This window comes from Novosphingobium sp. CCH12-A3, from assembly GCF_001556015.1.
In the GTDB taxonomy this organism is placed as follows: Bacteria; Pseudomonadota; Alphaproteobacteria; order Sphingomonadales; family Sphingomonadaceae; genus Novosphingobium; species Novosphingobium subterraneum.
Genome location: NZ_LSIA01000116.1, coordinates 95,837 through 122,327, shown reverse-complemented (window position 1 = coordinate 122,327; position 26,491 = coordinate 95,837). Strand labels below are relative to the sequence as shown.

The window sequence follows — 26,491 nt, the reverse complement described above, 5'->3', positions numbered from 1 at the left end:
TTTCTCTGACGGTTATTTGACATTTGTGACGACCGGACGGAAATCCGCCGGACAGAAAATTGCAGTTTTGTGACAATGTTTCACTTTGATTGCAGTCACTGTCATCGGGTGCATAATCAGACTCAACAAGCCGATGCGCTGACGGAATGCGCAGGAAGCAAAGCAAGGAGAGTCCCGATGTCTGCCACCCTGTATCTCGCAGCCGCACTGATGGCGCAGGCTCCCGCCACGCTGACTGTACCGGCCCCTGCAATCGAGAGTGGTGATGTTGGATACGGCGAGATCATGGCCGGGCGCCCTCGCGCTGCGATCAGCAGAATTGAGGGCAGCGATCTGTTGCGGAAGCAGGATCCGCTGGCCATGATCAACCTTGGCACCGCCTACAAGCTTGTCGGTGAAAGGGAAAAGGCCGCGAAGCTCTACCGCGTCGCAGCTTCAAGCGATCAACGTTACGACGTAGAGCTTTCCGACGGACGCTGGATCGATTCACGCCGCGCCGCGTCGCTGGCAATGAAGCAATTGGACACAAACGAGGTTCTGGCGCTGCGGTGACTAGCGCTCCGGATTTCATCTGCGAAAAATGAGGAAAAGGATCGCAATTCCTAACCTTCGTTGAATTTTCAAAACGGAAATTCTTTGCTTCACTTCGGATGTAGATTCTGGGGTGGGTCTCATATGGTGTCGTTGAAGTGCTTTCTGGGCTATCATCGCCCGGTACGATCGAAAGTGTCGTACGATCTGGAAGGTTATGTAGGACAGTGTGAGCGCTGCGAGCGGAGCATCAAGCGCTTGCGCAAGGGCCGCTGGATCGTACGAAGGCAGTCCCGCCGCTGATCACGGCGTGACGCGAGAGAGACAGCATCAATCACGTTGGGCTCGTGGCGTCGTCGCGCTTTATCGGGTGACGCGCGGGCCGAACGTGAGCGATGCGGCGCGCCAGTTGCGGCGGGCAGCCCTCACCATGTTCGTGGCCCAGATCAGCTTGATCTGGTGCGGCCTTATGGGAGCCGCTCGCCCCGTGCCGCGACAAGCACGGCGTACCAATCCGTTCGTGTCCACCGTACCTTGAGCGCGGCTGCGCCCTCGGCAATGCGCTGTGGCTTCTGCGATCCGATGATCGGCACGATTCCGGCCGGGTGCGCCATGAGCCACGAATATGCCGCGACGGTCCGCGATACACCTTGTGCGTCTGCCACCGTGTCGAGCGCGGATGCCACGGCCATTTCGCGATCCAGCTTGGGGCCAGCCACGCGGCCACCACCAAGCGGGGACCAGGCCATCGGGGTCAGACCCAGCTGCATTGCCTGATCGAGTTCGCCATTTTCGAAGCAGTCGATGCGCAGAGGGCTGATCTCGGGCTGCGTGGTCGCCAGCTTCTCGCCGAGAAAATGATTGAGCGCGGCGATCTGGTGAGTGGCGAAGTTCGATACGCCAAGTGCGCGAACTTTGCCCGAAGCCACCGCATCATCAAGCACGCGCGCGGTTTCGTGCGGATGGGCAAGGATGTCGGGACGGTGGATCTGCCAGAGATCGATCACCTCGGTCCTGAGGCGGCGCAGCGAAGCCTCGATCGCCTTGCGCAGGTAATCCGGGCTCTGATCGTAGGGCAGAGGCGGCAGGATGCCGCCTTTGGTGGCCAGAACCACGCGCTGGCGCAGCGCAGGTTCTGCGGCCAGAACTTCGCCCAGCAGCGCCTCGGCATCACCGAAGCCGCGCTGCCCGTCGAAGCCATAGATGTCTGCGGTATCGAAGAAGGTGATTCCGGCATCGAGCGCAGCGTGAACCAGCTTCGCCGCATCGGCGGCGCTGCGGCCGCCTTCGGCGAGACGCCACATACCCCACGCAATCGGCGATACGGCAATGCCGGTGTGGCCCAGTGGGCGGAAAGCAGGCGGAAGTGGCAGTTCGCTCATGAAACAGTCCTGTATGGTGGTGCGACCGACGCGCGCTCTACGAGGATAAGGGGCACGCGACGATGGGTTAAATCATTACCATCAATGAGAATTTCGGTGGTAGGACAGACAAGCGCCGACAGACGGCGCGGGCAAGCTCGGTGCTTCGGGCGTAGTCCCCTCGCCAGCATGCAGCATGGTGCTGCTTTTTTGGCCTGGATGACCTCCACCGGAAAGGCAGACAGCACGGAAAAATCGCCCCGGAGCACGACAAATCCCTCGAAAAAAGTTAATATTTCCTAATTTTTCATTGGTATTCAAAGGTTTGTAATTGCAAGACAAGAGACATTACAGCATATGTATGGTTGGGGTGGCCAGAGGTATAGCAATGAACAGCCAGGAACGAGAAAGGATCGCAAGGATCACGCTCCTGCTTAACGAATTGCTATCTGCGCCCGAAGAACAGACGCCCACCGACACGCCTCCATCGACCGCTGACCTGGTCGCCATCGCCAAGAGCGAAATCCGCGCCCGCCGTCGCCGGCAGGAGCTTTTCCCGAACATTCAGGTTGCTGACCCTGCATGGGACCTGATGCTGGAGCTGTTCATCAATCAGGCCGAGGGCCGGCGCATCTCCGTGACGGGTCTGGGATTGAGCGCGAATGTGCCCGGCGCAACGGTGTTGCGCTGGCTTGCCATGTTCCACGAATCCGGACTGATCCTGCGCGAGCCGGATTCGGCTGACCGGCGGCGCATCTGGGTATCTCTCACCGAAAGTGGATGGGAGAAAATCGCGATGGGAATCACCCCGTCAAAGGCGGGGCAGCAGTCCCAGCGTTCGGAACGAGCCGAAGAAAAAGGCTCCGGCTCTTCCTGGTTGGCAGCCTGACGCTTCAACCGCGACCGCGATAGGGCGCCACGCCTTGGTCGGGCAGCCACAGGCCTGCCGGGGGGGCATCGGACTGCCAGAACACGTCGATCGGAATGCCGCCGCGGGGATACCAGTAGCCACCGATCCGCAGCCAGCGCGGCTTCATTTCGGCAAACAGCCGCTGGCCTATGCCAACCGTGACGTCCTCGTGGAATCCGGCGTGATTGCGGAAGGACCCGAGGAACAGCTTGAGCGCCTTGGATTCGACGATCGTCTCACCCGGAGCATAGTCGATCACCAGATGGGCAAAGTCGGGCTGGCCGGTCACCGGGCATAGCGAGGTGAATTCGGGCGCAGCGAAGCGGATCATGTAGAGCGTGCCCGGACGCGGATTTGGCACATAATCGAGCACGGCCTCTTCCGGCGATGCCGGGAGGGCGCTGTTCTGCCCAAGGAAGAGAGGAGTCTTGGTCATTGTCTGGCCTCTGGATGCGCAGGCGGTGCGAGTTGGTTTCCCGCCAAGCGATCACTTCAAGAATAGAATTGGCTCGCCCATGCACCCGTCGCAGACCGGGAGCAAGTGGCCCGATCGTGCCTCTTGGTTCACGAGGCATTAAACTGGCGGGTTGTCATGCCCCGGCGATGAGGTTGTTCCCGGGGTCATTTGTCATTTCGGCGGCGGCGCTAGCGCTTTGCACAAGCGCGGCGCGCGCGCAGGATGCCACCACGTGGCAATTGCCCCCGTCGGAGAAGCCCAGTTCCGCCGCGCAGGGCCCGGTCGTTCCCGATGCGCCCCCACCCCGCGCCACGACCGGGCAACCCGGTGCAACGCCGTCGCCACCGGTTGTTGCCGTCCCTGTACCGGCGCCGGTACCGTCACCGGCAGCGCCTGTTGCGCTCCCTTCTGCCAAGCCAACGCCTCGGCCATCCGCCCAAGCTGACGTACCCGAAGCTGAGACCGCGGCCCTGCCGACGCAAGCAGCCGAAAGTGCGCCTCCGCTTCCCCAACCGACAGCGGCTACACCAAATTTGCCCGAGCCGATGTCGCCTCCCGCGGTGCCGGTCACGGCGACGACGACAGAGCCCGAAGCGCGAGGCGCCACGCTTTGGCCGTGGGTGGCAGCGCTTGTCGGCTTGCTCGCGGCCGGGGCATCATGGGCGCTGCTCCGCCGTCGACGCACGGCGCCGCCCGAGGTTGCCTTCGAACCGCCAGCGATAAAGGCCGCGTCCCCCGCCAGCTCTCCTGCACAAGGTCCCCACCTGGCGGAGACCGCGCTTGTGCCGGACGCTGCCCTGACGCTCGACCTGGCTGCCGCGCGCATGAGCGCGACCCTCGTCAATGCCACGCTTTCCTATCGGCTGGTGCTGTCGGCCACAACGCAAGCGCAAGACGTGGTGATTTTTGGCGGAATGACTGCCGCGCACGCCTCGCGGCCAGTGCAGGACCAGCTCGACCCGCGCAATGCGCCCGAGTTGCATACGATTCGGTCAATAGGCGCTGGCGAGATCATCGAAGTTGCGGGCGAAATACGCCTGCCCCTCGCCGAAATCACACCGATCCGTCATGGCAATGCCGCCTTGTTCGTGCCACTCGTCAGACTTGAAATGACGGCCACCGTCGACGGACGACCGTTCACCATGCGCGCGGCCTTCGTCGTCGGCCTGGAAGAAGGTGCAGCGGGGCAAAGGCTGCAGCCCTTCCGGCTTGACCTCGGCCCGCGCATCTACCCGAAGATCAGCCAGCGCGCTCTCACCGTTCCCGCCTTTGCGTGAATTCATCGGGAAAGGTCGCGCGGCTGTCCGTTTTTGTGGTCGACGCACCCGATTGCCGCGTCTAGTCTTGGACTAACGAACCCGCGCCAGACGGGTCGCACAGCAGGCAGGAGCACGATTAACCATGGACTCACTGGTTTCGACCCAGTGGCTCGCGGACGAAATGGGCGCGAGCGATCTACGTATTGTCGACGCTACGGCATTCTTGCCAGAGCATGGTCGCGTGCCGCGCCTCGAATATGAGGCATGCCACATTCCCGGTGCAGTCTTCATGGATCTGGCCGAACTGGTCGATGCGGCCTCGCCCGTACCCAACACACTGCCGTCGGCCGAAAAGTTCGCCAGCCGAATGCAGACGCTCGGCCTTGGCGACGGCAGCCGCATCGTGATCTATGATGACAGCCCGGTGAAGACATCGACCCGTGCCTGGTTCATGCTGACCAAGTTCGGCGCACAGAATGTGGCGCTGCTCGATGGCGGGATCGCCAAGTGGAAGGCGGAGGGCCGCAAGTGCGCGCAAGGTGTTGAAACCTTGAGACAACGCCACTTCACGGTGTGGTCTGACGAGAGCCATGTGCGTTCGAAAGCCGATGTGCTGGCCAATCTCGACAGCAACGCCGAGCAGGTCATCGACGCGCGTGGCGCCGGGCGCTTTACTGGCGAAGTGCCGGAGACCAACCCTGCGCTGGCGAGCGGCCATATACCCGGCGCGCGCAACCTTCCTTATTCGAGCCTGTTCAATCCCGATGGCACGTGGAAATCGCCTGACGCGATCCGCAGCCTGTTCGAGGCAGCCGGCATCGACCTTTCGCGCCCGCTGATCTCCTCGTGCGGCTCGGGAATGACGGCCAACGTGCTGATTTTCGCGGCACATCTGATCGGCAAGGAAGATGTCTCGCTCTACGACGGATCGTGGAGCGAATGGGGGATGGACCCGGCAACCCCCAAGGCAACCGGCGCGGCCTGAGGTTCCTGTCAGCGATCATTGCTGCTATCGCCCGAGGCCATGAGCAGTTCTGACGATTTCGAGAATTATGGGGCGGCGACGCGGGGCGTGCTGGCTGGACGGCGCGAGGAGTGGACCGGGACGCCGGGGCATCCCGGGGCCGTCGTCAACCCCGCCGTCTGGCGCGCTTCGACGCATCTTTATCCCGATATGTCAGCACTCAGGGCCCATCCAGCCAACGAGGACGGGCGGTTCTATTATGGGCGCAGGGGATCTCCAACTCAGTGGGGACTCTCCGAGGCATTGACCCAACTCGAGGGCAACTCTGCGGGAACTGTGCTCTATCCCTCAGGCGTCGCGGCAATAGCCGGAGCGCTGCTCACTGTGCTGCGTCCCGGCGACGTGCTGCTGATGACGGACAATGCCTACGAACCCTCGCGCGTCATGGGACGGGGGCTGCTGAAGGACTTCGGGATCGAGACGCGCTGGTTCGATCCGACCGACCTTGCCTCCTTCGAAGCGGCATGTTGCGAACGGACGCGCTGCGTGCTGCTGGAAAGCCCGGGTAGCCTGACCATGGAGGTGCAGGACGTGCCCGCCATCGCAGCGGCGGCCAAGGCACGCGGGATCGTCAGCGTACTCGACAATACCTGGGCCTCGCCGCTCGGCTTTCAGGGACTGCGCCATGGTGTGGACATCGTGGTGATGAGCCTGACCAAGCACGTTTCCGGCCATTCCGACTGCATGATGGGCAGCGCCAGCGCCGGGCCGGAGTGGTATCGCAAGCTGCGGCTGCGCTCGCAGGGCATGGGGACAGTGGTCTCGCCCGACGATGCCGCGCTGATGCTGCGCGGCCTTCGGACGATGAAGCACCGGCTCGAGGCGGAGACGGCATCGGCGCTGGGAATCGCACAGTGGCTGGAGGGGCGGCCGGAGGTGGCGCGGGTGCTGTGCCCGATGCTGCCGGGATCGCCCGGGCATGAGCTTTGGCGCCGGGACTTCACCGGCGGCTGCGGATTGTTCAGCTTTGTGCTGAAGGGCGGCACGAGCGCGGCGCGCGATGCGCTGATCGATGCGCTGACGCTGTTTGGCATCGGCTATTCATGGGGCGGTTTCGAGAGCCTGGCAACGCCGGTCGATCCGGCGGGCATCCGCACGGCAAGCCAGTGGCCGCTCAAGGGGATGGACGCCGAGGATCGTTTCGGCGTGCGACTTTCCATCGGGCTTGAAGATAGCACCGACCTGATTGCCGATCTCGAGCGTGGGCTTGCTGCATGGGCGGGAGCGAGCGCATGAACAGCTTCAGGCAGCAAGTCGCCGACGTGATCCGGGTGCTGAACGAGATCGGGTTCGATCTGGGGACCTATCACATCTCGGTCTGGGGCGCGCTGCGCATCGTGATCGTGATGCTGCTGGTGATCGTCGCGGCGCAGCTGATCGGCAAGCTGGCGCGGCGCACGTTCCGCCGGTTGACCAGCCTTGACCGCACGCAGCAACTGCTGGGCGAGAAGATCGCGACGATCGTGGTCTGGGGGATCTCGATTCTGGTCGGGATCGATGTGCTGGGGATCAGCCTGACCGCGCTGACGGTATTTTCCGGCGCGTTCGGCCTGGCCATCGGTTTCGGCCTGCAGAAGACCTTCGGCAACCTGATCGCCGGGATCATCCTGCTGATGGACCGCTCGATCAAGCCGGGCGACGTGATCGCGGTGAACGACGGCAAGGGCAATTCGTTCGGCGAGGTCAAGAAGATCGGCATCCGCGCGGTTTCGGTGACCACGCGCGACAATCGGGAATACCTGATTCCGAACGAAAACCTCATGACGCAGCAGGTCGAGAACTGGTCGTACTCCTCGCGCGAGGTGGCGATCAACATTCCTGTCGGCGTGGCTTATGGTAGCGATCTGGAGCAGGTGGAAAAGCTGATGCTCGAGGCCGTGGCCGGCGTGCCGCGCGTGCTGAGCTTCCCCTCGCCCGGCGTGCTGCTGAGCGCGTTCGGGCCGAGCAGTATCGACATGACGATCGTGGTGTGGATCGACGATCCCGAGGGTGGCGTAGGTAACGTGCGGTCGGACATTCTCAAGGCGGTGTGGCGCCTGTTCCGGGACCACGGGGTTCAAATTCCGTTCCCGCAGCAGGATCTGAACCTGAAGGACAGCGAGGGTTTGCGGATGCTGGTAGAGGCTTTGCGGGGCGAAGGTTCCCCTCACTCTCCACCGTCACCCCGGACTTGATCCGGGGTCCCGCTTGTTTCTGCACCGTCGCCCGAAGTGAAAGCGGGACCACGGGTCAGGCCCGGGGTGACGTTAGATCTTGGAGATCGTGTAACCAAGGTCCAGCGCAGCCGCTAAAGAACATCTAGGCGGGGGGAAAAGCATTCTCGCTGGTGACTTGGGCTCACCGCGCCCATCTGCCCCCCATGAGCAATCCCTCTTCAAGAGTCGGAACCGTATTCCTTGTCGGCGCGGGGCCCGGTGATCCGGACCTGCTGACGCTGCGTGCGGCGCGGCTGGTGATGAATGCGCGCGTGCTGGTCCACGACGGGCTGGTCGATCCCGCGATCCTTGCCATGGCGCCCAAGGGATGCCGGATGATCTCGGTGGCCAAGCAGCGTTCGCGCCATACGATGCGGCAGGAAGAGATCAACGCCCTGCTGGTGCGCGAGGCCCTGGCCGGGAATGACGTGGTGCGTCTCAAGGGCGGCGATCCTTTCGTGTTCGGGCGTGGTGGCGAGGAAGCGGAAGACTGCTTTGCCGCTGGTGTCCCGGTGCAGGTCGTGCCCGGAATCAGCGCCGCCATGGGCGCGGCTGCTTCGGCGATGATCCCCCTCACCCACCGCGACGCGGCAAGCATCGTCTCGTTCGTGGCAGGCCAGTGCAAGGGGCTGACCGATCAGAACTGGGCTGGCCTGGCCGGGGTTGGCAGGACGCTGGTGATCTATATGGGCGTGGCGACTTCGGAAGCGATTGCCGAAAAGCTCATGGCAGACGGGCTCGCGCCCGACATGCCGGTGGCAGTCATCGAGAACGCGGCGCGCCCGCAGATGCGCGTGCTGCGCGGAACGCTGGCGGCTCTCGGGCCGCTGGTATCGGAAAACAAGGTCAAGAGTCCTGCCCTGATCGTGATCGGCGAAGTGGCAGGCCGGGGAGACATGATGGAATTGAAGCAAGTTTTGGAGGCAGTGCAGTGAAGATCATCACTGGAAGTGATCTGCGCACCGGCGACGTGATCTGGTGGACCGGCGAAGGCTGGTCGCGCCATGTCAACGATGCGGTGGAAGCAGGCGAACATGCCGAGGCGATCATCGCCCGCGAGAACGCCAAGCAGATTGTCACCGACACGCAGGTGATCGAAGCGACGCTGACCGACGAAGGCGTGCGCCCGGCGCACATCAAGGACCGCATCCGCGCCCTCGGGCCGACGGTCCGCCTCGACCTTTCCCTCAAGCCTGCCGACCCCAATGCCGGCACCTGGGTGATCTGAGATGTATCAGTACGACCAATACGACCAGGCAATGGTCGATGCCCGCGTTGCGGAGTTCCGCGACCAGGTGGAGCGCCGCCTTGCCGGAGACATCACCGAGGACCAGTTCAAGCCGCTGCGCCTGAAGAACGGCCTTTACCTGCAGCTTCACGCCTACATGCTGCGCGTGGCCATTCCCTATGGCACGCTGAGCAGCCGCCAGATGCGCATGCTGGGCGATATCGCCGACAAGTATGACCGCGGCTATGGCCACTTCACCACGCGCCAGAACATCCAGTACAACTGGATCAAGTTGCAGGACGCGCCCGACATTCTGGCCGATCTGGCTTCGGTCGAGATGCATGCGATCCAGACCAGCGGCAACTGCATCCGCAATACTACCGCCGACCAGTTCGCCGGTGCCGCCGCGGACGAGCTGGTCGATCCGCGCCCCTATGCCGAACTGCTGCGCCAGTGGTCGACGTTCCATCCGGAGTTCGACTACCTGCCGCGCAAGTTCAAGATCGCGATCATCGGTTCGGAAACCGACCGCGCAGCGATGAAGCTGCACGATATCGGCATCCAGCTGGTGCAGAACGATGCCGGCGAGATCGGCTGCCGCTTCTACGTCGGCGGTGGCATGGGCCGTACGCCGATGATCGCTCCAGTGATCGGCGATTTCGTGCCGCCGCTGCAGATGATCTCGTACCTCGAAGCGTGCCTGCGCGTGTACAACCGCTATGGCCGCCGCGACAACAAGTACAAGGCGCGCATCAAGATTCTCGTCCACGAGATCGGCGCCGACGAATACCGCCGCCAGGTGGAAGAAGAGTTCAAGCACATCCTGACGCTGGGCCTCGAGCCGCCAGCGGCCGAGCTGGAGCGCATCAAGGGCTACTTCGAGCAGCCGGGCTTCGATGCGAATGCGTCCGACGAACTCGACCTGTCCGATCCCGACTTCGCGCTGTGGGTGGACCAGAACGTCCATGCCCACAAGCAGCCGGGCTACGCCATAGTCAACATCAGCCTGAAGCCGGTTGGCGGCATTCCGGGCGATGCCACGGCTGACCAGATCCGCCTGATGGCCGACCTGGCGCTTGAGCATTCGTTCGACGAACTGCGCGTGACCCATGCGCAGAACATCGTGCTGCCGCATGTAAAGAAGGCTGACCTCTATGGCCTGTGGCAGAAGCTGGACGAAGCAGGCCTTGCCTCTGCCAACCTCGACCTGATCGGCGACATCATCGCCTGCCCGGGTCTGGATTACTGCGCGCTGGCCAATGCGCGGTCGATCCCGGTGGCGCAGAAGATCTCGGAGCGCTTTGCCGACCTGGGCCGTCAGCGCGAGCTGGGCGAGCTGAAGCTGAAGATTTCGGGCTGCATCAACGCCTGCGGGCATCACCACGCGGGCCACATCGGCATCCTCGGCGTCGACCGCAAGGGCGTGGAGAATTACCAGCTCCTGCTCGGCGGCTGCGAGGGCGCGGACACCTCGCTCGGCACGATCACCGGCCCCGGCTTCAACGAGGACGGCATCGTCGATGCAGTCGAGAAGGCAACCGATGTCTATCTCGCCCAGCGCGCCGAAGGGGAGCGTTTCGTCGACACCTTCCGCCGCATCGGCATGGCCCCGTTCAAGGAGGCGATCTACGCCAAGGAGACCGCCAATGGTTGAGCAGAACCTGCGTTTTCGCGATGACGAGCCGGTCGGCGATCCTGCGGTGACGGTCGACGCCTTTGCCGACCAGTCGAACGCAACTGCCGTGCGGATCGAACCGGGCGACGATGCCCGCGCGCTGCTGCCGCATCTCGATCGGCTGGCACTCGTGGAAGTGAACTTCCCGGCCTACACCGACGGGCGCGGCTATTCGGCGGCGCGTATCCTGCGCGAGCATGGCTATGCCGGCGAACTGCGGGCCGTGGGCGATGTGCTGCTCGACCAGCTTTCGCACATGCGCCGCTGCGGGTTCGACAGCTTTGCGCCGAACCAGCCGATCAGCGTGGAGGCCGCCGAAAAGGCCTTCGCGACCTGGCCTGAAGTCTACCAGAAGACCGTCGACGGACGCCCGGCAATCTGGGCGAAGCGTCACCCCGCCTGAGCTGCGGGAAAAGGACTTAGAAGTATGGACAGCACCCCAGTTTCAAGACTCGGGAACCGCAAGATCGACCTGATCGATGTGCGCCCGCGCTTTACCGAGACGGACGCGATCCGCCTGAACAACCTGTTCCGGGGCACCGACACGCACGAGATGCTGCGTTCGGTAATCCGCGACGGGCTCGCGGGCGACCTTGCGGTGGTTTCGAGCTTCGGCGCGGAAAGTGCTGTCCTGCTTCACCTTATTGCCGAGGTCGATCCTTCGGTGCCGGTGCTGTTCCTTGAGACGGGCAAGCACTTCCCCGAGACGGTAGCCTATCGCGATGAGCTGATCGGGTTTCTGGGGATGACCAATCTCCAGATCATCGAGCCCGATCCGGAAGTGATCGCCAAGAAGGACGAGAACGGCCTTCGCTGGTCGTGGGATCCCGATGGCTGCTGCGAGATCCGCAAGGTCGAGCCGCTGGCCAAGGCGCTGCTGCATTTCGATGCCTCGCTGACCGGGCGCAAGGGCTTCCAGTCCAAGACCCGCGCCGGCCTGCCGCGCTTCGAGATCGACCACTCCGACGCGCAAGGACGGCTCAAGATCAATCCGCTGGCATCGTGGGACAAGACCGCGCTCGAAGCCTACTTCGCGCAGCACGGCCTGCCGGCGCACCCACTGGTGGCCCAGGGCTATCCGTCGATCGGATGTGCGCCCTGCACCAGCAAGGTCGCCCCCGGTGAAGATCCCCGGTCTGGCCGGTGGAAGGGCTGGGACAAGACCGAATGCGGCATCCATTCGCCGACGGATGCCAGCAAGCCGGGCGACGAACTGCCACCGGGCTACGATCCGATCTTCTGATCGGCATTTGCCAGTCGCGACAGTGCTCTGCTAGGTCCATGCGCCGGGACATGGGGGAGTAGTCGGTTGGCAGTGGATGCGCGCAGGATCGGGTTCTGGGCCGGACCGCTGGGGTTTGCCGTAACGCAACTGGCGGCAGCACCGGCTGGCATGCCCGATGCGGCATGGAGTGCGGCGGGCCTTGTCTGGTGGATGGCAGCCTGGTGGATGACCGAGGCGATGCCGCTTTCGGCAACGGCATTCCTGCCTTTCCTCGTGCTGCCGCTGACCGGCGTGGCGGATGCCAACAAGACGGCTGCCGCCTACTTCTCGCCGATCATGTTCCTTTTCGTAGGTGGCGCCTTTCTGGCGCTGGCAATCGAGCGGACCGGGCTCCACCGGCGGCTGGCGCTGTTCATCATGGGGTTGGCGGGCGCGAAGCCCGGGCAGTTGCTGCTGGGCGTGATGACTGCGACGGCAGTGCTTTCAAGCTTCATTTCCAACACATCGACGGCCCTCATCATGATGCCGATGGCGATTGCCATGCTGCGTGCGGGCGGCGTGCGCGAAGGGGAAACCGGGGGCATGGCCGGAGCGCTGCCGATGGGCATAGCCTTTGCCGCATCCATCGGCGGACTGGCGACGCTGATCGGCACGCCGACAAACGCCATCGCGGCAGGACTGATCGAGAAGGCGCTGGGGACCCGGGTCACGTTCCTGCAATGGGCGATGTACGGCGTGCCGATCGCCGTTGCCGCCGTGCCGATTGCCGCGTGGATCATCGCGCGGGTGCAGAAGCTGAAGGAGGATGCGTTCGATCCTGCGGCTGCGCGCGATGCCATTGGCCATTCCGCGCAATGGAGCGTGGCCGAACGGCGGTTGCTTCCAGTGGTGCTACTGGCCTTCCTGGCGTGGGTGTTCCAGCCGCTGATCGAAGGGGTGTTTCCGAAGGGTGGCTTCACCGATGGCACGGTGGCTGCGATCGCGGGGCTGGTCCTGTTTTTCCTGCCCGACGGCACCGGCCGCCCGATGCTGACCTGGCCCGAGGCCAATCGCGCACCGTGGGACGTGGTGCTGATGTTCGGCGGCGGCCTTGCCATGGCGATGGGCATGACCGAAAGCGGGCTGACCAAGTGGATGGGCGAGATGCTGCTGCCGCTTGCCCATGTGCCACTTCCGGTGGTTGCACTGGTCCTCGTCGGGTTCGTGATCGTGGTGACAGAATTTGCCAGCAACATCGCGGCGGCGAGCGGAATCATGCCGGTCGTGGCAGCGCTGGTGGCGGCGCTGGGGGCCGATCCGATCCTGCTGGCTCTTCCGGCAGCCTTCGCCGCGACCTGGGGCTTCATGCTGCCGGCAGGAACCGGCCCCAATGCGCTGGCCTGGGCAACCGGGCACTGTTCGATGCGCGCGATGGTCAAGGCAGGCTTCGCGCTCGACGTGGTCGGGGTGTTCCTGCTGGTCGGCGTAGTCTGGACCGTCGCCGCCTTTTCATGATTATGTTACGTAGTCTTGCTTGATTTGGGCTTCACCAATCGGTGCAAAATAGTCTAACATCGAACAAACAGGCCTCCCGCTGACTCCCTGTGAACCAGTTCACAGCAGACGGCGCAGAATGAGGCGAAAGAGTGGTCGCACGTTCTTTCGTCAGAATTCGCAGTGGGGAGATTCGCCGTGCGCCGCATTTTCAAGACATTGCTGGCGGGCAGCGCCGGGGCCGCCAGCCTCGCCGCGCTGATGCTGGTGCCGACCGGCGTCGCGACAAGCGCCGACCACCTCGATCCGCCGAGCCGCACCGACGGCGGCGTAGATCCCAACCCGGATATTCCGGCCGACATCGCCGACGTGTTTGCCTGGCATTCGAATGGCACGACCAAGATCGCGATGACCTTTGCAGGACCCGTCTCCGCCGCCGCGACGACGCCGCTCTATTATGACCGGGACGTGCTCTACAAAATCAACATTTCGACTGCGGCGCCGGGCAATACCCCCGAGTTCACGATCAAGTATCGCTTCGGGCCGGGCCAAAATCCTGGCGAATGGGGAGTACGAATCGAAGGCGTGCCCGGCGTTAACGGCGTGATCGAAGGTCCGGTCGAGCAGAACCTCCAAAAGGATGGCGTGAAGGTCCGCGTCGGCCTGTTCGACGAACCTTTTTTCTTCGACCTGATCGGTTTCCGCGAGACGCGATCCACCGGCACATTGAAAATCCGCAACGACCGCAACTTCTTCGACACCCAGAACGATACCGCGATCGTGCTTGAAATTCCTGACGCGAACCTTGGCGCAGGGGTAACCAATCTTGGCGTCTGGGGACAGACCGCCCGCTTTGGGGGGAACATCTGATGAGCCTGCGCAAGATCATCCGGATCGCGACGCCGTTCGCTCTGGCCCTGACGCTGGTCGGGTGCGGCGATGATGGTGCTGGTAGCCAAGTCGTCGTCCCGGCCCCGCTACCGAGCTCGACATCGACCGCGACGCCGACTGCCACGGCAACCGCGGTTGCCTACGACTCGACCAAATGCTTCCTGCAGCCGATCCAGGGCCAGAACGGCGCGAACCTCAAGTCATTCATCATTCCGGATACATTGAAGCTCGACCTGACCCGACCGACCAAGTTTCCGAATGGACGCCATCCCGAAGATCAGGTCGTCGACATTCTGCTTGCAACCCTGCTGCTCGATATGAGCGTTACCGGCCAAGGACCATACACGCTGGCAGATGTGCCACTGAATCCGCAGCGCAATGACAAGTTCTTCCTGCTGACCTTCCCGTTCCTGGCAACGCCGAACGGCACGCCGCAGGTAGCAACCGGCACCGGCACAAACTTCAATTTCCGCACCGACCCGGATTCGGCCTATGTCAGTGTGGACCGCATGGGCAATCCGGCTATCGCTACGGCGCTGGTTAGTTCTTCGATGAAGCTGAGCTACAACGATGATACGCCGACCGGAGACGTCGCTGGCGACAAGTATCTGACCGAATACGAGCACGAACTCGACAAGCTGTTCGGGCTGATTGGCGACGATCTGGAAAAGCTGCAGTTGAAGATCTGCGCGACGAAGTCCTGACAGGCATGAGCGACAAGCCCGGCCCCAAGTGGCCGTGGATCCTGCTGGCGGCGGTTTTCCTGATAACCGCCGCCAGCATTGCCTTTGACAAGTACAAGGCTCGGCAAGGCCCGCCGGATCCGCTGCCCTCGGAAATCAAGCCATGGTTCGGACCACGCAACCAGCTCGAACTGGAGCAGGCGGCGCAAGTTGCAGTGGATGGCGCACGCGCGCGGTTGGCGCTGAATCCTGAGGAGTGGCTGCGGCAGGAGGTACTGGCACGAGCTCTCGTCAGGCGCTTCCGCGCGACAGGCGCATATGCAGATCTCGCCGAAGCGGACGGATTGCTGGACAAGGGGATGGCGGGTGCCCCCTTCCCCGCCGGGCCGAGCCTGTCTCGCGCCGAAGTTTCGGTCCTGGCACACCGCCTCGACGCTGCCGGAAAGGGGCTCGAACGGTTCTTCGCGCAAGTGGGGGAGCCGGACGACGGCGAATCTGCCGGCGCATGGAGCCTGAAGGGGGACATCGCCTTCCAGCGCGGCGACATGAAGGCAGCGCGCCTCGCGTTCAGCCGCGCGGAGGAATACGACAACAACGCCGCCGTTGCTTTAAGGCAATCAATGCTCGCATTGCGCACGGGCGATCCTGATCTTGCCCGCCGCCGTATCAACGCAGTGCTGCGCGCCCCGAAGCTGAGCCGCTACGTCAAGTCGCAGGTCGGCTTGCAGCGGGCGACGATCGCATATGCCACGGGAGACTGGAAGGCGGCGGGCACTTGGGCCCGGTTTTCCGAGCGCTTCTTCCCTGGCAACCCGCTCGCCATGGCGCATGTCGCACAGCAGAAGGCTCTCGAAGGGGACGTGGCTGGCGCAGTTCGGCAATATGAAGCGATCTTGGCCAAAGCCCCCTTGCCGGAGATCATGGATGCGCTTGCTTTCACGCTGCGCCTGCAGGGCCGCGGCGCCGAAAGTCGGGCGTGGGCCGAGAAGGCCGGCGCGATCTGGACCGAGCGCTATAGCGTGATGCCAGAGGCGGCAGCGGCGCACGTGGTGGAGCACGAACTGGCCTTGGGCGATCCGGCCAAAGCCCTGCCAATCGCGAAGGCCGATGCACAGGCGCGTCCGCACGGGGCCAGCCTGATCTTGCTGGCGCGGGCGCAGCTTCTGACCGGCGATGCCAGAGGTGCACTTGCAACGCTTGAACGTGCCGAGAAGACCGGCTGGCGGACGGCAGGACTTTACCTTGCCATGGCAGACGTCCACACCGCGCTTGGAGACATCGATGCCGCCGAAGATGCGCGGGAGGACGCGCTTGATCTCAATCCCAAGGCCACCGATCCGGCGGCGCGCTACATCTGGTTCGGTCACGATTAGGACGCTACTGACGGCGCTGGCCTGGCTTTGCCTCGCCAGCCCTGCCGCCGCGCATCTTACGCCCAACTCGGAAATCCGCCTCGATTTCGCACCGGGGCTGGTCAAGGCTGACATCGTCGTGCCGCAGGCGGAATTCGGCTACGCCACGGGATTGCCGACGGACAACAGCACGGCCAGTCTTGCCAAGGCGCAGGCGCGCGTAGTGGCCGACATGGCCGTGCTCGACGCAAACGGAAAGCCGTGGCGCGTCGCTGTTGATCGCATTGCCTTCGAACAGATTGCCGGGCCGCCTGACCTGCATCTGGAGCTGTCCTTGACACCCCCGCCCGGTTCCTCGGACAGGTCGTTGCTCTGGCGCTGGCATGTCGTGACGCGGGAAGCACCGAACCACTTTGCCCTGTTGGTGGTGGACGGGGATCTGGCGGGAGGTGTGAGTGGGGAGCGCGAACTGATTGGCGCGCTCACTGCCGGTAAATCCGAATTGTTGGTGGAGCGCGGCAAGGCTGGGCTGGGAGCGCTCTTCCTCAACGCCATGGCGCTTGGTGCCCAGCATATTGCCGAGGGCTATGATCATCTGCTGTTCCTGCTTGCGCTGCTTCACCCTGCCCCGCTGCTCGCGGCAGGCGGACGCTGGGGCGAGGCGCGACCGGCAGCAGCCACGTTGCGCAAACTGGCGTGGATCGTCACGGCCTTCACGGTCGGTCATTCGACGACGCTCATCCTGGCCGCACTCTTCGCCGTTCGGCTTCCACCACAGCCGGTTGAAGCGGGTATCGCGCTTTCGGTTCTCGTCTCGGCAATTCATGCGGCGCGGCCCGTGTTTCCCGGCAAGGAACCACTCGTTGCGGGGCTGTTTGGCCTCGTCCACGGGCTCGCCTTCGCCACGCTGGTCAGCAACTTCGGACTTGGCACGACCACGCGCATCGTCGCTATCCTTGGCTTCAATTTGGGCATCGAAGCCGTCCAACTGGGCGTCGTGGCGGTCACTCTGCCAGTCCTGCTGATGCTTGCCCGCTGGCGATACGGCAATCGCGCGAGGCTGGTTCTGGCGGTGCTGACCGGTATCGCTGCCCTTGTCTGGCTGTCGGAGCGACTGGGCCTTTCCTGATATGGACATATCGGCCCGCGCCACCCTATCAGAAGGCTGAGGGGGCTGTGAATGATACGCGATGATGGCAGCTCTGCCTTGACGCAGGGGGCAAATTCGGTGCTGGGGTCGCCGCTGCGCCTGCTGACGGGGACGCTGATCTTTGTTCTCGCCGTCTATGTCGTGTCGACGTGCGGGTTCGTCTATGCGGGCTGGCCGTTCGGCGATGCCGCCTACATGGTGCTGCTGACCGTGTTCTCCGTCGGCTATGGCGAGATCCGCCCGGTCGACACCTTGTTCCTGCGCTGGTGGACGAGCGCGACGATCATGCTGGGGTGCACCGGAATGATCGTGCTGACCGGTGCGCTGGTTCAGGTGTTCACACTCTTCCAATTCCGCCGCCTGCTGGGTCTGGACAAAATGATGACCGAAATAGAAAAGCTGACCGGCCATGTGATCATCTGCGGTTACGGCCGCATCGGCGTGCAACTGGCCAAGGCGATGACCGAGGCAAAGAAGCCTTTCCTGATCCTTGAGCGAGACCATGCCAAGGCCGAGGATGCCAAGGCGCAAGGCTTCCTGTGCATGGTTGGCGAGGCCACGCACGAGGAGACGCTCAAGGCTGCGGGGATCGCGCGGGCGAAGGTGCTGGCATCGGTCCTGCCCGACGACGCGGCGAACGTTTTCATCACGCTATCGGCGCGCAATCTCAATCCCGCAATCGAGATCATCGCCCGCGGCGAGGCGCCGACGACCGAGAACAAGCTGTTCCACGCCGGCGCCGACAAGGTGGTGATGCCCACGCATATCGGCGCCGAGCGCATTGTCGAGATGATCCTCTATCCCGCCACCGGACAGCTGGACGACATCGGCGCGGTGCGGCGCAACCTGCACGATTTCGGGCTGGACATCGAGATGGTGGAGATGGGCGCGGACAGCGCCCTCACCGGCGAGACCGTCGGCGAGGCCGAGCGACGCGGCAACGGCGCATTCTTCGTGGTGCAGATCGATCGGGCGAGCGGCCAGTCGATCCAGCACCCTGGCGAGGACGTGACGCTGGAACAGGGCGACAAGGTCATGCTCGTTGTTCGCGGCAGCAGGCTGTCAGCCGGGGCGGTGTTCAGTGCCGCGAAGGCACCGGTGCGGCATGGGCGTTCGTTTGTGGGGTAATTGAACGCCCACCCCCTCCCGCAGGCGGAAGGGGTCGGGGGTGGGCTTTTTCCTGTTACCCGTGGGCGCCGAAGTAGTTGGCAATGGCTACGGCGACGCGGATGTTGAGGGCGTGGGCGCGGTCGATCGGGTCTATGAAGCGGGCGCGGATGGCGCCGTAGTCCTCGCCGCGATGGTCCGGATAGTCGGTCGGCTCGTCCACCGGGAAATCGGTGATCTCGGGCTCGATCACCGGATAGGCGCGGCGCAGCTGGGCCAGCGCATCGTCGACGCGCAGCGAGAGGACCATCTCCAGCACGTCCTCGCGGCTGACGTCGTTCGAACGGGCGAAGGGCGGGACCTGCACGGCGCGGATGAACATGTGCATCAGCAGAGCGAGACGCACCGATTGAAGCAGGCCGATGTTGCGGCGGTCAGCGTCCTGCGCGGCATCGCGCCCGGCCTTCTGCCCCGGCACCAGCGAGAGCAGGCGGTGGAGCTTCATCCAATCGACCCGCAGGCGCGAGGTCAGGCGGCGGAATACTCCGGCCCTGTCATCCTTGGTTAGATATTCGGCAAGCGCGAGGCACGCGCCCTCAAGCGCCGTTTCGGTGCCACGATAGGGGCGGCTGGCCCAGTAGGCAGAGTTGAACAGTTCACCGTACGCAGCCACGGTCTTGATCGAGGCGAGACCGTTGGCAGCGCGCAGCAGGCGGACCAGCTGGTTGCCGCGTTCAGACCGTCCGAGCAGTTCGGCGACCGATTCCATCTCCTCGCCAGCCGCAGTCCCCGCCCCGGCGACAACGTTCACCGGGTAGCCGATCTGCTGAAGGATGGCGTTGTGCGGGATCGCCCGGATCTGGCGCAGGCTCATCGTGCGGTCGGCGCCGATATCGGACTGGCGGCGCGAGACGCGGCTGCCGGTGCCCTTGAGCAGGCCGAGGCCGAAGGCGGTCAGAGCGCGCGAGTACGTGGCGCTTTCGAGATGTTCGCGCTGAACGCGGCGGATCGAGCGATAGAAATCGAGGCTGAGATCGGTGCGATCGTAGAACGGGTCCTTGGCCGACAGGTCCTGATCGCGTGCCTCGTGCTCGGCAATGCGGGTGAGCGTGGCGAGGGCGAGTTCATCGTTGCGGAAGAACAGGTAGCCGTCACCACCCTGGAAGCTGGCTTCCGGCTCGATCGTCACGCCTGCGCGGGCGAAGCGACGGCGGGCCCAGCCGGAGAGCGGCCACGTGAGACGGTCGGCAAAGCCCGAAGGATGCGCGCCGCGGCCCATGGATTCGCCATGAGTGTTGAAGATCAGCGCGGCGACGTCGGTCAGGCCATTGGCCTTCATCGCTTCGGCAAGGCGGCCCTGCAGGCGTTCGATGGCGAGCGCTGCGGGGATCTGGCCCATGAAGCGGCCAGCGTCGGAAAAGCCGGTCTGGATCGAGACGCGGCCGCGCAGGCGGGCGTAGCTGCGGTAGGATTCTTCCGAAAGCAGCGCTTCGAGGAAACGACCGCCATGTTCCAGCGCGGCCTCTGTCTCGAACAGGGGCGAGACATCGACCTTGCCTTCGATGCCGAACAGCTTGGCGAAATAGAGCGCGGCAAGCACTGTCTGCGGCTGCTCGCATTCGGCGATCAGCATGCGGATCGGCGCGTCGGCGTCGATGTGCTGGAGCATCTTCGCCATGACCAGGAACTGGCGCATCGCGGTGCTGGTTTCGATCGCCAAAGCAGCGAAGTTGACGCGCAGCGGCTTCACGTCGGCCAGGAGTTCGCGCAAACGCGACAGCGCGCTCTTGCTGCCGAGGTCCAGCGTGCTTTCGGGGTCGATCCGGCGGCGCAAGGCGTTGAGCAGCTGCGACGAGTTCACGCGGAAGTGGATCCAGCCGATGCCGAGGCCATCGGCGCGCATGGCAGCAGCGAGCGTGGCAAGCGGGATGGCCTTGGCCTCGTCCGCATTCCGTGCCTCGGTTTCCAGCGCCTCGATCAGCGGAGCAAGGCTGAGAAGCTTGGCCTCGTGGTCCGCGCTCAGGCGGTTGGCGGCAGCGGCAAGCGCTTCGGGGCTGTCGAGCGGCGAGGAGAACAGCTCGGCCATTTCCGCCGAATGGGCGTGCGCCGCATCGAGCGTGGCGAGGAGCGGGTGTGCCTCGTCGATGCCGCGCAGGGAGGCGGCGTAGCTGCCAAGGCGCAGCGCCTTTTCGCGCAGGCGGAAGGCGATGGAAGTGGTCCAGCCGATGTCGGTGCGGCCGTCCATGTCGTAGCCGACCCACGTGGCGAAGCGGAACGGCAAGGGCTTGAAATCCAGCCAGCGCCCGGGCCAGCGCTGGCGGGCGTGGCCGAGAAGCGTGGCGTTGATCGCGTCACGTGCCTTGGCGGCACGCTCGATCGCGTTGCACACCTCGACATGCTCGAATTCGAGCGTGATCTTCGGACCCTCGTGCGGGACGGTGCAGACGGTCGAGGCGTGCGGATCGTCGGACAGGGCGGCCGTCGCCACCGCATCGGACTGTGCCGGGCTGAGCAGGAAAGTCGGGTGCGCTGTGAACACCGCGTGGAGCAGCGGCTTTTCCCAACGCTGGCGGAACTCGGAAAAGCCCGCCTCTTCCGGGTTCAGCGCCTCGATAGTGGCAAGGTTCTCGGTAGCCGCTGTGGGCGCGACGAGACGCTTGAGCCGGGCCGCGCGGCTCTTCAGCGCCTCGCATTCCAGTTCCGCGACAAGGGCATCGATGTCTGACAGCGAAAGGTCGCCACCCTCCAGCGACCGCGAAAGATCGTGGCTGAGCTGGAAGACCGGGTTGAACAGCGGCGTTTCCGCCGTCCGCTCATGGAGTTTCTGCAACCTGGCCTTGAGCTTGGCGACCGTCTTCATGGCCCTTGTATTCCCTTGAATTCGTTACTTCCCCAAAGCCGAGGCTTCGCGCGCTGCGGCTTCGATCGCTGCTTCATCGGGCGTGCCCTTGCCGACCACCCAGCTGCCACCGACGCACAGGACCGGGTCGAAACCCAGCCAATCAGGCGCGGTGGCGGCGGTAATGCCGCCGGTGGGGCAGAACTTGCACTGATAGAACGGCGCAGCGAGCGCCTTGAGCGCGGGAAGTCCACCCGACGTGGAAGCCGGGAAGAACTTGAAGTGGTTCAGGCCGAGGTCGAGACCGCGCATGATGTCGCCCGCAGAGGAAATGCCGGGCAGAAAGGGGATGCCCGATGCCACGGCGGCCTTGCCAAGATTCTCGGTCAGGCCGGGCGAGACGATGAATTCTGCGCCAGCGTCGATCGCGGCTTTCAACTCATCGGGGTTGGTGACAGTGCCCGCCCCAACGATGGCGCCTTCAACCGCTTTCATCGCATGGATGACGTCGAGAGCGGCGGGCGTGCGCAAGGTAACCTCGAGCACGCGCAGGCCGCCCTTCACGAGCGCGCGGGCGACAGGAAGCGCGTGGTCGACGTCCTCGATCACCAGAACCGGGATGACCGGCGCGGTGCGCATGATGGATTCGATCGGCTTCATGGCGTCTCCCCTGGCGCAGAACGGTTGCGCGCTTCGTTTGGTGAAGCGGACTTAACGCGACTCAGCCGGATTGTGCACCTGCTAAGGGCAGGCGCATAGCTATTCTTGGGGAACGCAGAACAACTGGAACTTCACACTGCCGAGCTGAATTGCCGCTCACCAGTGCGATAGGCGTCGAACACCGAGGCGATCGAACGGGCGTAGGGCTCGTTGCCCGACAACAGGCTCAGCACGTTGCCTTCGAGACGGGCGAGGCCGCGTGCGATAAATGGCTCCAGCCGGCTGCGGTTCATGGCCAGAAGATCGGAGTCGATCTGCGCCCTGCCCCGGCAGAGGATGTCGTTGATGATCGCGCCGCGGCGGCGATCCTCGGCCGTGCGGACCACGCCCTTCCGTCCCGGCAACTGATCGGCGCCGACCAGCATGCGATAGCGGCCGGCGTTCTTCTCGGTCTGCACGTAAAGCTCGGGGAATTCGCTGATCGATGATGCGCCAAGGCCGATGAGCACTTCGGACCGGTCTTCGGTGAAGCCCTGGAAATTGCGGCGCAGGGTGCCCGCGCGCGAGGCGATGGCAAGGTCATCGTCCGGCAGGGCGAAGTGATCGAAGCCGACCGCCTGATACCCGGCACTGATCAGGCGCTGATAGCCTTCGGCGGCCATGCGGAAGCGCGCGCGCTGGTCTGGCAGTTCGCTGGCATCGATCCGCTGCTGGCGCGGGATCATGTGGGGCACATGGGCATAGCCAAACAAGGCGAAGCGATCGGCACCCATGGCGATCGACTGGTCCAGCGTCTGGCTGAGGATATCGTCGTTCTGGAACGGCAGGCCGTACATGAGGTCAAAATTGATGGAATCGACACCGGCCTTGCGCAAGCCTGCAACCGCGCGCTCGATATCGTCACGCGGCTGGACGCGGCCAATCGCCTGCTGGACGCGGGAATCGAGCGTCTGCACCCCGAGGCTGGCCTTGATCACGCCGATGCCGCGGATCGCCATGAACCAGCCGGGCTCGAGCGTGCGGGGATCGAGCTCGATCGACAGCACCGGATTGGCGAGGCGGAAGCTGAGGGTCAACTTGTCGACGAGGCGGACGAAATCGGTCGGCTTGATGGCGTTGGGGCTGCCGCCGCCGAAGGCGATGCACGAAACCTTGACCGACGGGTGCAGCAGGCGCGAGACCAGGTCGATCTCGTGATGCAGCGCTTCCATGTAGGCGGCGAGGCGCTGGGTCTTGTTGGCTGCGCCAGTGTTGCAGCCACAGTACCAGCATATCTCACGGCAATAAGGGATGTGGAGATAGAGCGAGACCGTGCCGCGCAGGGCCTTCAACGCTTCACGCTGCCGGTCCTCGAAGCTCTCCTCGACGAACTCGGCAGCGGTGGGATAGCTGGTGTAGCGCGGAACCGGGCGTTCGAGCAGCTCTGGCCAGTAGGTCCATTGGCCGAAGACTTCAGGCCCCGTCATCATGTCAGCAGCCATCGCCTTCACCTTCTCCGTCGTCTCCATTTCCGCAACAGCTATCGGCGCCCGTGCGCTTGCGCATTGAGATATGACAAACCTTGCAGCAGGGCAGATTTTTGCTGCCATCATCCTTGGCGGGGATGCGGATCGGTATCGGTGCGCCGGTTCCGCCGCACGACGCAACCATCATGACGCTGGCGTGGCCGGGCGACGGCATGGCCATCTGCAGCACGGCCAATGGCGCGAACAGGCGCATGAGGCGGTTCATGGCTGATCCTCTTCCTCGATCAGGATGCGCGCGGCGGCGCCATCGAGATCGCTGAACTGCCCGCACTTCAAGGCCCAGAAGAACCCGGCCAGTCCGAACAGCCCCATGCCGAGTGCGATGGGGAGCATGAAGGCGATGCCGTTCATTTCGTCTCTCCGGCAAGGCGCAGCGAATTGGCGACGACGATCAGCGAGCTGGTCGACATGGCGACGGCGGCGATCAGCGGGGTGACGTGGCCGAGAATGGCCAGCGGCACAGCCAGCACATTGTAGCCGATGGCGAGCGCGAAGTTCTGCCGGACCACGCGCATGGTCGCCCGCGAGACGCGGATCGCGCGAGGGACGGCGAGGAGCGAGTCTCCGGTGAACACCATGTCCGCTGCCTGCCGCCCGACATCGCTGGCGGAACCCGGCGCGATGGAGGCGTTTGCTGCCGCGAGCGCCGGGCCGTCGTTCAGGCCGTCGCCGGCCATCATCACCTTCCAGCCGACGCGTTGCAGGCGCTGGAGAGCCTCCTGCTTGTCGGCAGGAGAAGCTGCGGCTTGCGCCGTCAGACCGGTGGCGCGGGCTACCGCTGCCACTGCCGGGACCGAGTCTCCGGAAAGGATCGAAGGATCGACATTCAGAGCCTTCAACTGCGCCAGAGCCTCATCTGCATCGGGGCGAAGACGGTCAGCAAAGGGAATGACGCGGACGGCATCGCCTTCGATGCGGAACGCCGTGGCCATGCCCTGCGACGAGGCAGGACGGCCCAGCGCGACCGCCAGACCGTTCCAGCGGGCGGTGATGCCCTGCCCTGCTTCCTCGCGCACATCTTCGACAACTGCGGCCCGCACGCCGCGGGCACCAAGGGCTTGCACCAGGCCGAGCGACAGCGGGTGGCGGCTATGGCTGGCAAGGGCCATGACGACCGAGCCTTGCGCTTCCGTCAATGCGCCGAGCGCGACTTCGTCCGGCACGGGGCGTCCGAGCGTGAGCGTACCGGTCTTGTCGAGCAGGATACGGTTGACCTCGGCCATGCGTTCGAGCGCGGATCCGTCCTTGACCAGAATGCCGCGCTTCAGCAGCGCGCCTGCCGCTACGACTTGCGCTACCGGGACGGCAAGGCCGAGCGCGCAGGGGCAGGTGATGATCAGCACCGCAATGGCGATGACCAGCGACTGGTAGACGCCAGCGCCCGCGATCATCCATCCGGCAAAGGTGAGCGCCGCCAGCGTGTGGACAGAAGGGGCATAGAGGCGCGAGGCGCGATCGGCGATGCGCACGAACTTCGAGCGCGATTGCCCGGCCGCCTCCATCAGGCGGGCGATCTCCGACAGCGCGGTGTCCTGTCCGATGGCGGTGACGCGCACGTCGACCGGTGCATCGACGTTCAGTGTCCCGGCGTGAACGACCGTGCCGGGCGCGGCCTCGACCGGTGCGCTTTCGCCAGTCAGCAGCGACTGGTCGAAGCGCGTCGTGCCGCGCAGGACTTCGCCATCGGCGGCGAGGCGTTCGCCCGCCGCGACGCGCATGAGCATGCCGGGCTGCAGCGATTTCGTGTCGAGCCAGCGGGTTGCGCCATCCGCCTCAACGACCATCGTGCCACTGGCGACCTGGCGCAACAGGGCATCGACGCCCGAACGCGCGCGATCGCGCATCATCGCATCGAGCACGCGCCCTGCCAGCAGGAACATCAGCAGCATGAGCACGCCGTCGAACCAGGCCTCTGCCCCGCCGGTCAGGGTTTCGTAGAACGACAATCCGGTGGCGATGGTCACGCCGATGGAGATCGGCACGTCCATGTTGGTCCTGCCATGGCGCAGCACCTTCCAGGCCGAAGCGAAGAACGGGCGGCCGGCATAGACGATGGCGGGCACCCCGATCATCGCCGAGACCCAGTGAAACAGCGATCGCGTCGTCCCGTCGGCGCCCGACCAGACGCTGACCGACATGAGCATGACGTTCATGCAGGCGAAGGCGGCAACGCCGAGTGGGGCGAGAAGTGGCCTGACGGCCGAAACGGGTTCGGCCTCGATCTCGCGCGGCTGCGCATCGAAACCGGTAGCTGCGAGCGTCGCCACGAGCGTTGGCGGCTCGACCTCCGGGGCGTGGATGACTTCCACCGTCCGTGCGGTCAGGTTGGTTCTTGCGCTGGCCACCCCGTCGAGCGCGGCGAGCGCGCGCTCGACCTTGCCCATGCAGCCGGCGCAGTGCATGCCCGGCACGGCGAGGACAGTGTGGACTGCATCGTCAGGGACAGCGCGAAGGCGGGCGGCGACGGTCACAGCACTTCACCCACGGTGCGCCACACCTTGCCTTCGGCCTGGACCATGACCCGCAAGCGCCAGCGACCGGCTTCGAGCGGGGCGGCGTAAGTGCCCGGTGCAAGTTCGTGCAAGGTCAGGTCGGTCTCCGGACGCTGGCCGAGCGGATGTTCGGCAACAGCAGAGACCTTGGCGGCAGCGATGGCGCTGCCCTTGCTGTCGCGCAATGTGATCGCCGCCCTGCCTTGCTCGTCGCGGGCGATGTCGGCTTTCCAGCCGAGCGCCTGCTCAGCGCTGGCTTCCTTGAGCCAGCCGTTGAACTGCTGGCTGGCAACGTAGGAATTCTCGACCACCACCCCGCCGAAAGTGTCCGTGGCAAGCCGCGCCATGAGGACGTTGACCGCGATGACCACGCCGAAGAAGCTGACGAGGATCAGGGTGATGTGCTTGCCGGTGAACGGGCGAGCGGTACGGCTGGTCTGGGTCATTCGCCGT

27 protein-coding genes are annotated in these 26,491 nt (G+C 64.4%); 17 read left to right on the top strand and 10 right to left on the bottom strand.

The features are described from left to right. The first annotated feature begins 177 nt into the window (after positions 1-177). Positions 178-552 carry a hypothetical protein gene (locus AX703_RS08760; protein WP_062343648.1) on the top strand — a complete coding sequence of 125 codons (375 nt, stop codon included), beginning with the start codon at positions 178-180 and terminating at the stop codon, positions 550-552. Between the two features lie 446 nt (positions 553-998). Here AX703_RS08760 and AX703_RS08755 read toward each other — a convergent pair whose 3' ends face one another. Continuing rightward, entirely contained in the window at positions 999-1,913 is a 915-nt protein-coding gene (locus tag AX703_RS08755) for an aldo/keto reductase family oxidoreductase (RefSeq protein WP_062343647.1), read from the bottom strand. Between the two features lie 367 nt (positions 1,914-2,280). Between AX703_RS08755 and AX703_RS08750 the strand changes: the two genes are divergently transcribed. Continuing rightward, positions 2,281-2,781 carry a MarR family transcriptional regulator gene (locus AX703_RS08750; protein ID WP_052242455.1) on the top strand — a complete coding sequence of 167 codons (501 nt, stop codon included), beginning with the start codon at positions 2,281-2,283 and terminating at the stop codon, positions 2,779-2,781. Between the two features lie 4 nt (positions 2,782-2,785). On the opposite strand, the gene queF is transcribed toward AX703_RS08750, so the two are convergent. Next, positions 2,786-3,238: a preQ(1) synthase gene (queF, locus tag AX703_RS08745; RefSeq protein ID WP_062343646.1), complete on the bottom strand. Its 453-nt coding sequence runs from the start codon at positions 3,236-3,238 to the stop codon at positions 2,786-2,788. 154 nt (positions 3,239-3,392) lie between these two features. Continuing rightward, a complete protein-coding gene (locus tag AX703_RS26540; RefSeq protein ID WP_082734493.1) occupies positions 3,393-3,674 on the bottom strand; it encodes a hypothetical protein in 282 nt (93 codons plus the stop codon). A 130-nt stretch (positions 3,675-3,804) separates the two neighbouring features. On the opposite strand from AX703_RS26540, the gene AX703_RS08740 reads away from it, so the two are divergent. The 15 genes from AX703_RS08740 (at position 3,805) to AX703_RS08670 (ending at position 18,542) form a co-directional block, all read left to right on the top strand. Next, complete coding sequence (locus AX703_RS08740; protein ID WP_062343645.1) at positions 3,805-4,536, top strand: hypothetical protein; 732 nt, start codon at positions 3,805-3,807, stop codon at positions 4,534-4,536. A 124-nt stretch (positions 4,537-4,660) separates the two neighbouring features. Continuing rightward, on the top strand, positions 4,661-5,503 hold the full coding sequence (gene sseA / locus AX703_RS08735; RefSeq protein WP_039335116.1) for a 3-mercaptopyruvate sulfurtransferase: 843 nt from the start codon (positions 4,661-4,663) through the stop codon (positions 5,501-5,503). Between the two features lie 39 nt (positions 5,504-5,542). Then, positions 5,543-6,778 carry a cystathionine beta-lyase gene (metC, locus tag AX703_RS08730; RefSeq protein WP_062343644.1) on the top strand — a complete coding sequence of 412 codons (1,236 nt, stop codon included), beginning with the start codon at positions 5,543-5,545 and terminating at the stop codon, positions 6,776-6,778. Further along, on the top strand, positions 6,775-7,716 hold the full coding sequence (locus tag AX703_RS08725; protein ID WP_197423657.1) for a mechanosensitive ion channel family protein: 942 nt from the start codon (positions 6,775-6,777) through the stop codon (positions 7,714-7,716). The genes metC and AX703_RS08725 overlap by 4 nt, the downstream gene beginning before the upstream one ends. A 185-nt stretch (positions 7,717-7,901) precedes the next feature. Further along, positions 7,902-8,672 carry a uroporphyrinogen-III C-methyltransferase gene (gene cobA, locus AX703_RS08720; RefSeq protein WP_062343642.1) on the top strand — a complete coding sequence of 257 codons (771 nt, stop codon included), beginning with the start codon at positions 7,902-7,904 and terminating at the stop codon, positions 8,670-8,672. Next, positions 8,669-8,965, top strand: a complete 297-nt coding sequence (locus tag AX703_RS08715; RefSeq protein WP_039335120.1) for a DUF2849 domain-containing protein — start codon at positions 8,669-8,671, stop codon at positions 8,963-8,965. Before cobA ends, AX703_RS08715 begins: the two co-directional genes overlap by 4 nt. 1 nt (position 8,966) lies before the next feature. Further along, entirely contained in the window at positions 8,967-10,619 is a 1,653-nt protein-coding gene (locus AX703_RS08710) for a nitrite/sulfite reductase (protein WP_062343641.1), read from the top strand. Then, a complete protein-coding gene (locus AX703_RS08705) occupies positions 10,612-11,043 on the top strand; it encodes a DUF934 domain-containing protein (RefSeq protein WP_062343640.1) in 432 nt (143 codons plus the stop codon). Before AX703_RS08710 ends, AX703_RS08705 begins: the two co-directional genes overlap by 8 nt. A gap of 24 nt (positions 11,044-11,067) precedes the next feature. Next, a complete protein-coding gene (locus AX703_RS08700) occupies positions 11,068-11,883 on the top strand; it encodes a phosphoadenylyl-sulfate reductase (protein ID WP_062343639.1) in 816 nt (271 codons plus the stop codon). A 72-nt stretch (positions 11,884-11,955) separates the two neighbouring features. Further along, positions 11,956-13,359: a DASS family sodium-coupled anion symporter gene (locus AX703_RS08695; protein WP_082734492.1), complete on the top strand. Its 1,404-nt coding sequence runs from the start codon at positions 11,956-11,958 to the stop codon at positions 13,357-13,359. Between the two features lie 177 nt (positions 13,360-13,536). After that, complete coding sequence (locus AX703_RS08690) at positions 13,537-14,208, top strand: hypothetical protein (protein WP_039335130.1); 672 nt, start codon at positions 13,537-13,539, stop codon at positions 14,206-14,208. Then, the gene (locus AX703_RS08685; RefSeq protein WP_062343637.1) at positions 14,208-14,933 is read left to right on the top strand and encodes a DUF4331 family protein; all 726 of its coding nucleotides are present in this window, start codon (positions 14,208-14,210) and stop codon (positions 14,931-14,933) included. Before AX703_RS08690 ends, AX703_RS08685 begins: the two co-directional genes overlap by 1 nt. 5 nt (positions 14,934-14,938) lie before the next feature. After that, on the top strand, positions 14,939-16,285 hold the full coding sequence (locus AX703_RS27310; RefSeq protein WP_062343636.1) for a tetratricopeptide repeat protein: 1,347 nt from the start codon (positions 14,939-14,941) through the stop codon (positions 16,283-16,285). After that, positions 16,224-17,393 (top strand): HupE/UreJ family protein, encoded by a 1,170-nt coding sequence (locus tag AX703_RS08675; RefSeq protein WP_197423656.1) that lies wholly within the window; start codon positions 16,224-16,226, stop codon positions 17,391-17,393. Before AX703_RS27310 ends, AX703_RS08675 begins: the two co-directional genes overlap by 62 nt. A gap of 51 nt (positions 17,394-17,444) precedes the next feature. Next, complete coding sequence (locus AX703_RS08670) at positions 17,445-18,542, top strand: TrkA family potassium uptake protein (RefSeq protein WP_062343634.1); 1,098 nt, start codon at positions 17,445-17,447, stop codon at positions 18,540-18,542. Positions 18,543-18,597: 55 nt separating this feature from the next. Here AX703_RS08670 and AX703_RS08665 read toward each other — a convergent pair whose 3' ends face one another. From AX703_RS08665 to AX703_RS08635, 7 genes are all read right to left on the bottom strand, one after another. After that, on the bottom strand, positions 18,598-21,381 hold the full coding sequence (locus AX703_RS08665) for a phosphoenolpyruvate carboxylase (RefSeq protein ID WP_062343633.1): 2,784 nt from the start codon (positions 21,379-21,381) through the stop codon (positions 18,598-18,600). A gap of 24 nt (positions 21,382-21,405) precedes the next feature. Beyond that, positions 21,406-22,020 (bottom strand): bifunctional 4-hydroxy-2-oxoglutarate aldolase/2-dehydro-3-deoxy-phosphogluconate aldolase, encoded by a 615-nt coding sequence (eda, locus tag AX703_RS08660; RefSeq protein ID WP_039335137.1) that lies wholly within the window; start codon positions 22,018-22,020, stop codon positions 21,406-21,408. Positions 22,021-22,151: 131 nt separating this feature from the next. After that, complete coding sequence (gene hemN / locus AX703_RS08655) at positions 22,152-23,501, bottom strand: oxygen-independent coproporphyrinogen III oxidase (RefSeq protein WP_082734490.1); 1,350 nt, start codon at positions 23,499-23,501, stop codon at positions 22,152-22,154. Further along, entirely contained in the window at positions 23,491-23,751 is a 261-nt protein-coding gene (locus tag AX703_RS08650; RefSeq protein WP_062343632.1) for a hypothetical protein, read from the bottom strand. The genes hemN and AX703_RS08650 overlap by 11 nt, the downstream gene beginning before the upstream one ends. Further along, positions 23,748-23,897 (bottom strand): cbb3-type cytochrome oxidase assembly protein CcoS, encoded by a 150-nt coding sequence (gene ccoS / locus AX703_RS08645; protein WP_062343631.1) that lies wholly within the window; start codon positions 23,895-23,897, stop codon positions 23,748-23,750. Before ccoS ends, AX703_RS08650 begins: the two co-directional genes overlap by 4 nt. Continuing rightward, positions 23,894-26,017: a heavy metal translocating P-type ATPase gene (locus AX703_RS08640; protein ID WP_062343630.1), complete on the bottom strand. Its 2,124-nt coding sequence runs from the start codon at positions 26,015-26,017 to the stop codon at positions 23,894-23,896. The genes ccoS and AX703_RS08640 overlap by 4 nt, the downstream gene beginning before the upstream one ends. Next, positions 26,014-26,484, bottom strand: coding sequence for a FixH family protein (locus AX703_RS08635; RefSeq protein WP_197423655.1), 471 nt, complete (start codon positions 26,482-26,484; stop codon positions 26,014-26,016). Before AX703_RS08635 ends, AX703_RS08640 begins: the two co-directional genes overlap by 4 nt. Between the last annotated feature and the right edge of the window lie 7 nt (positions 26,485-26,491).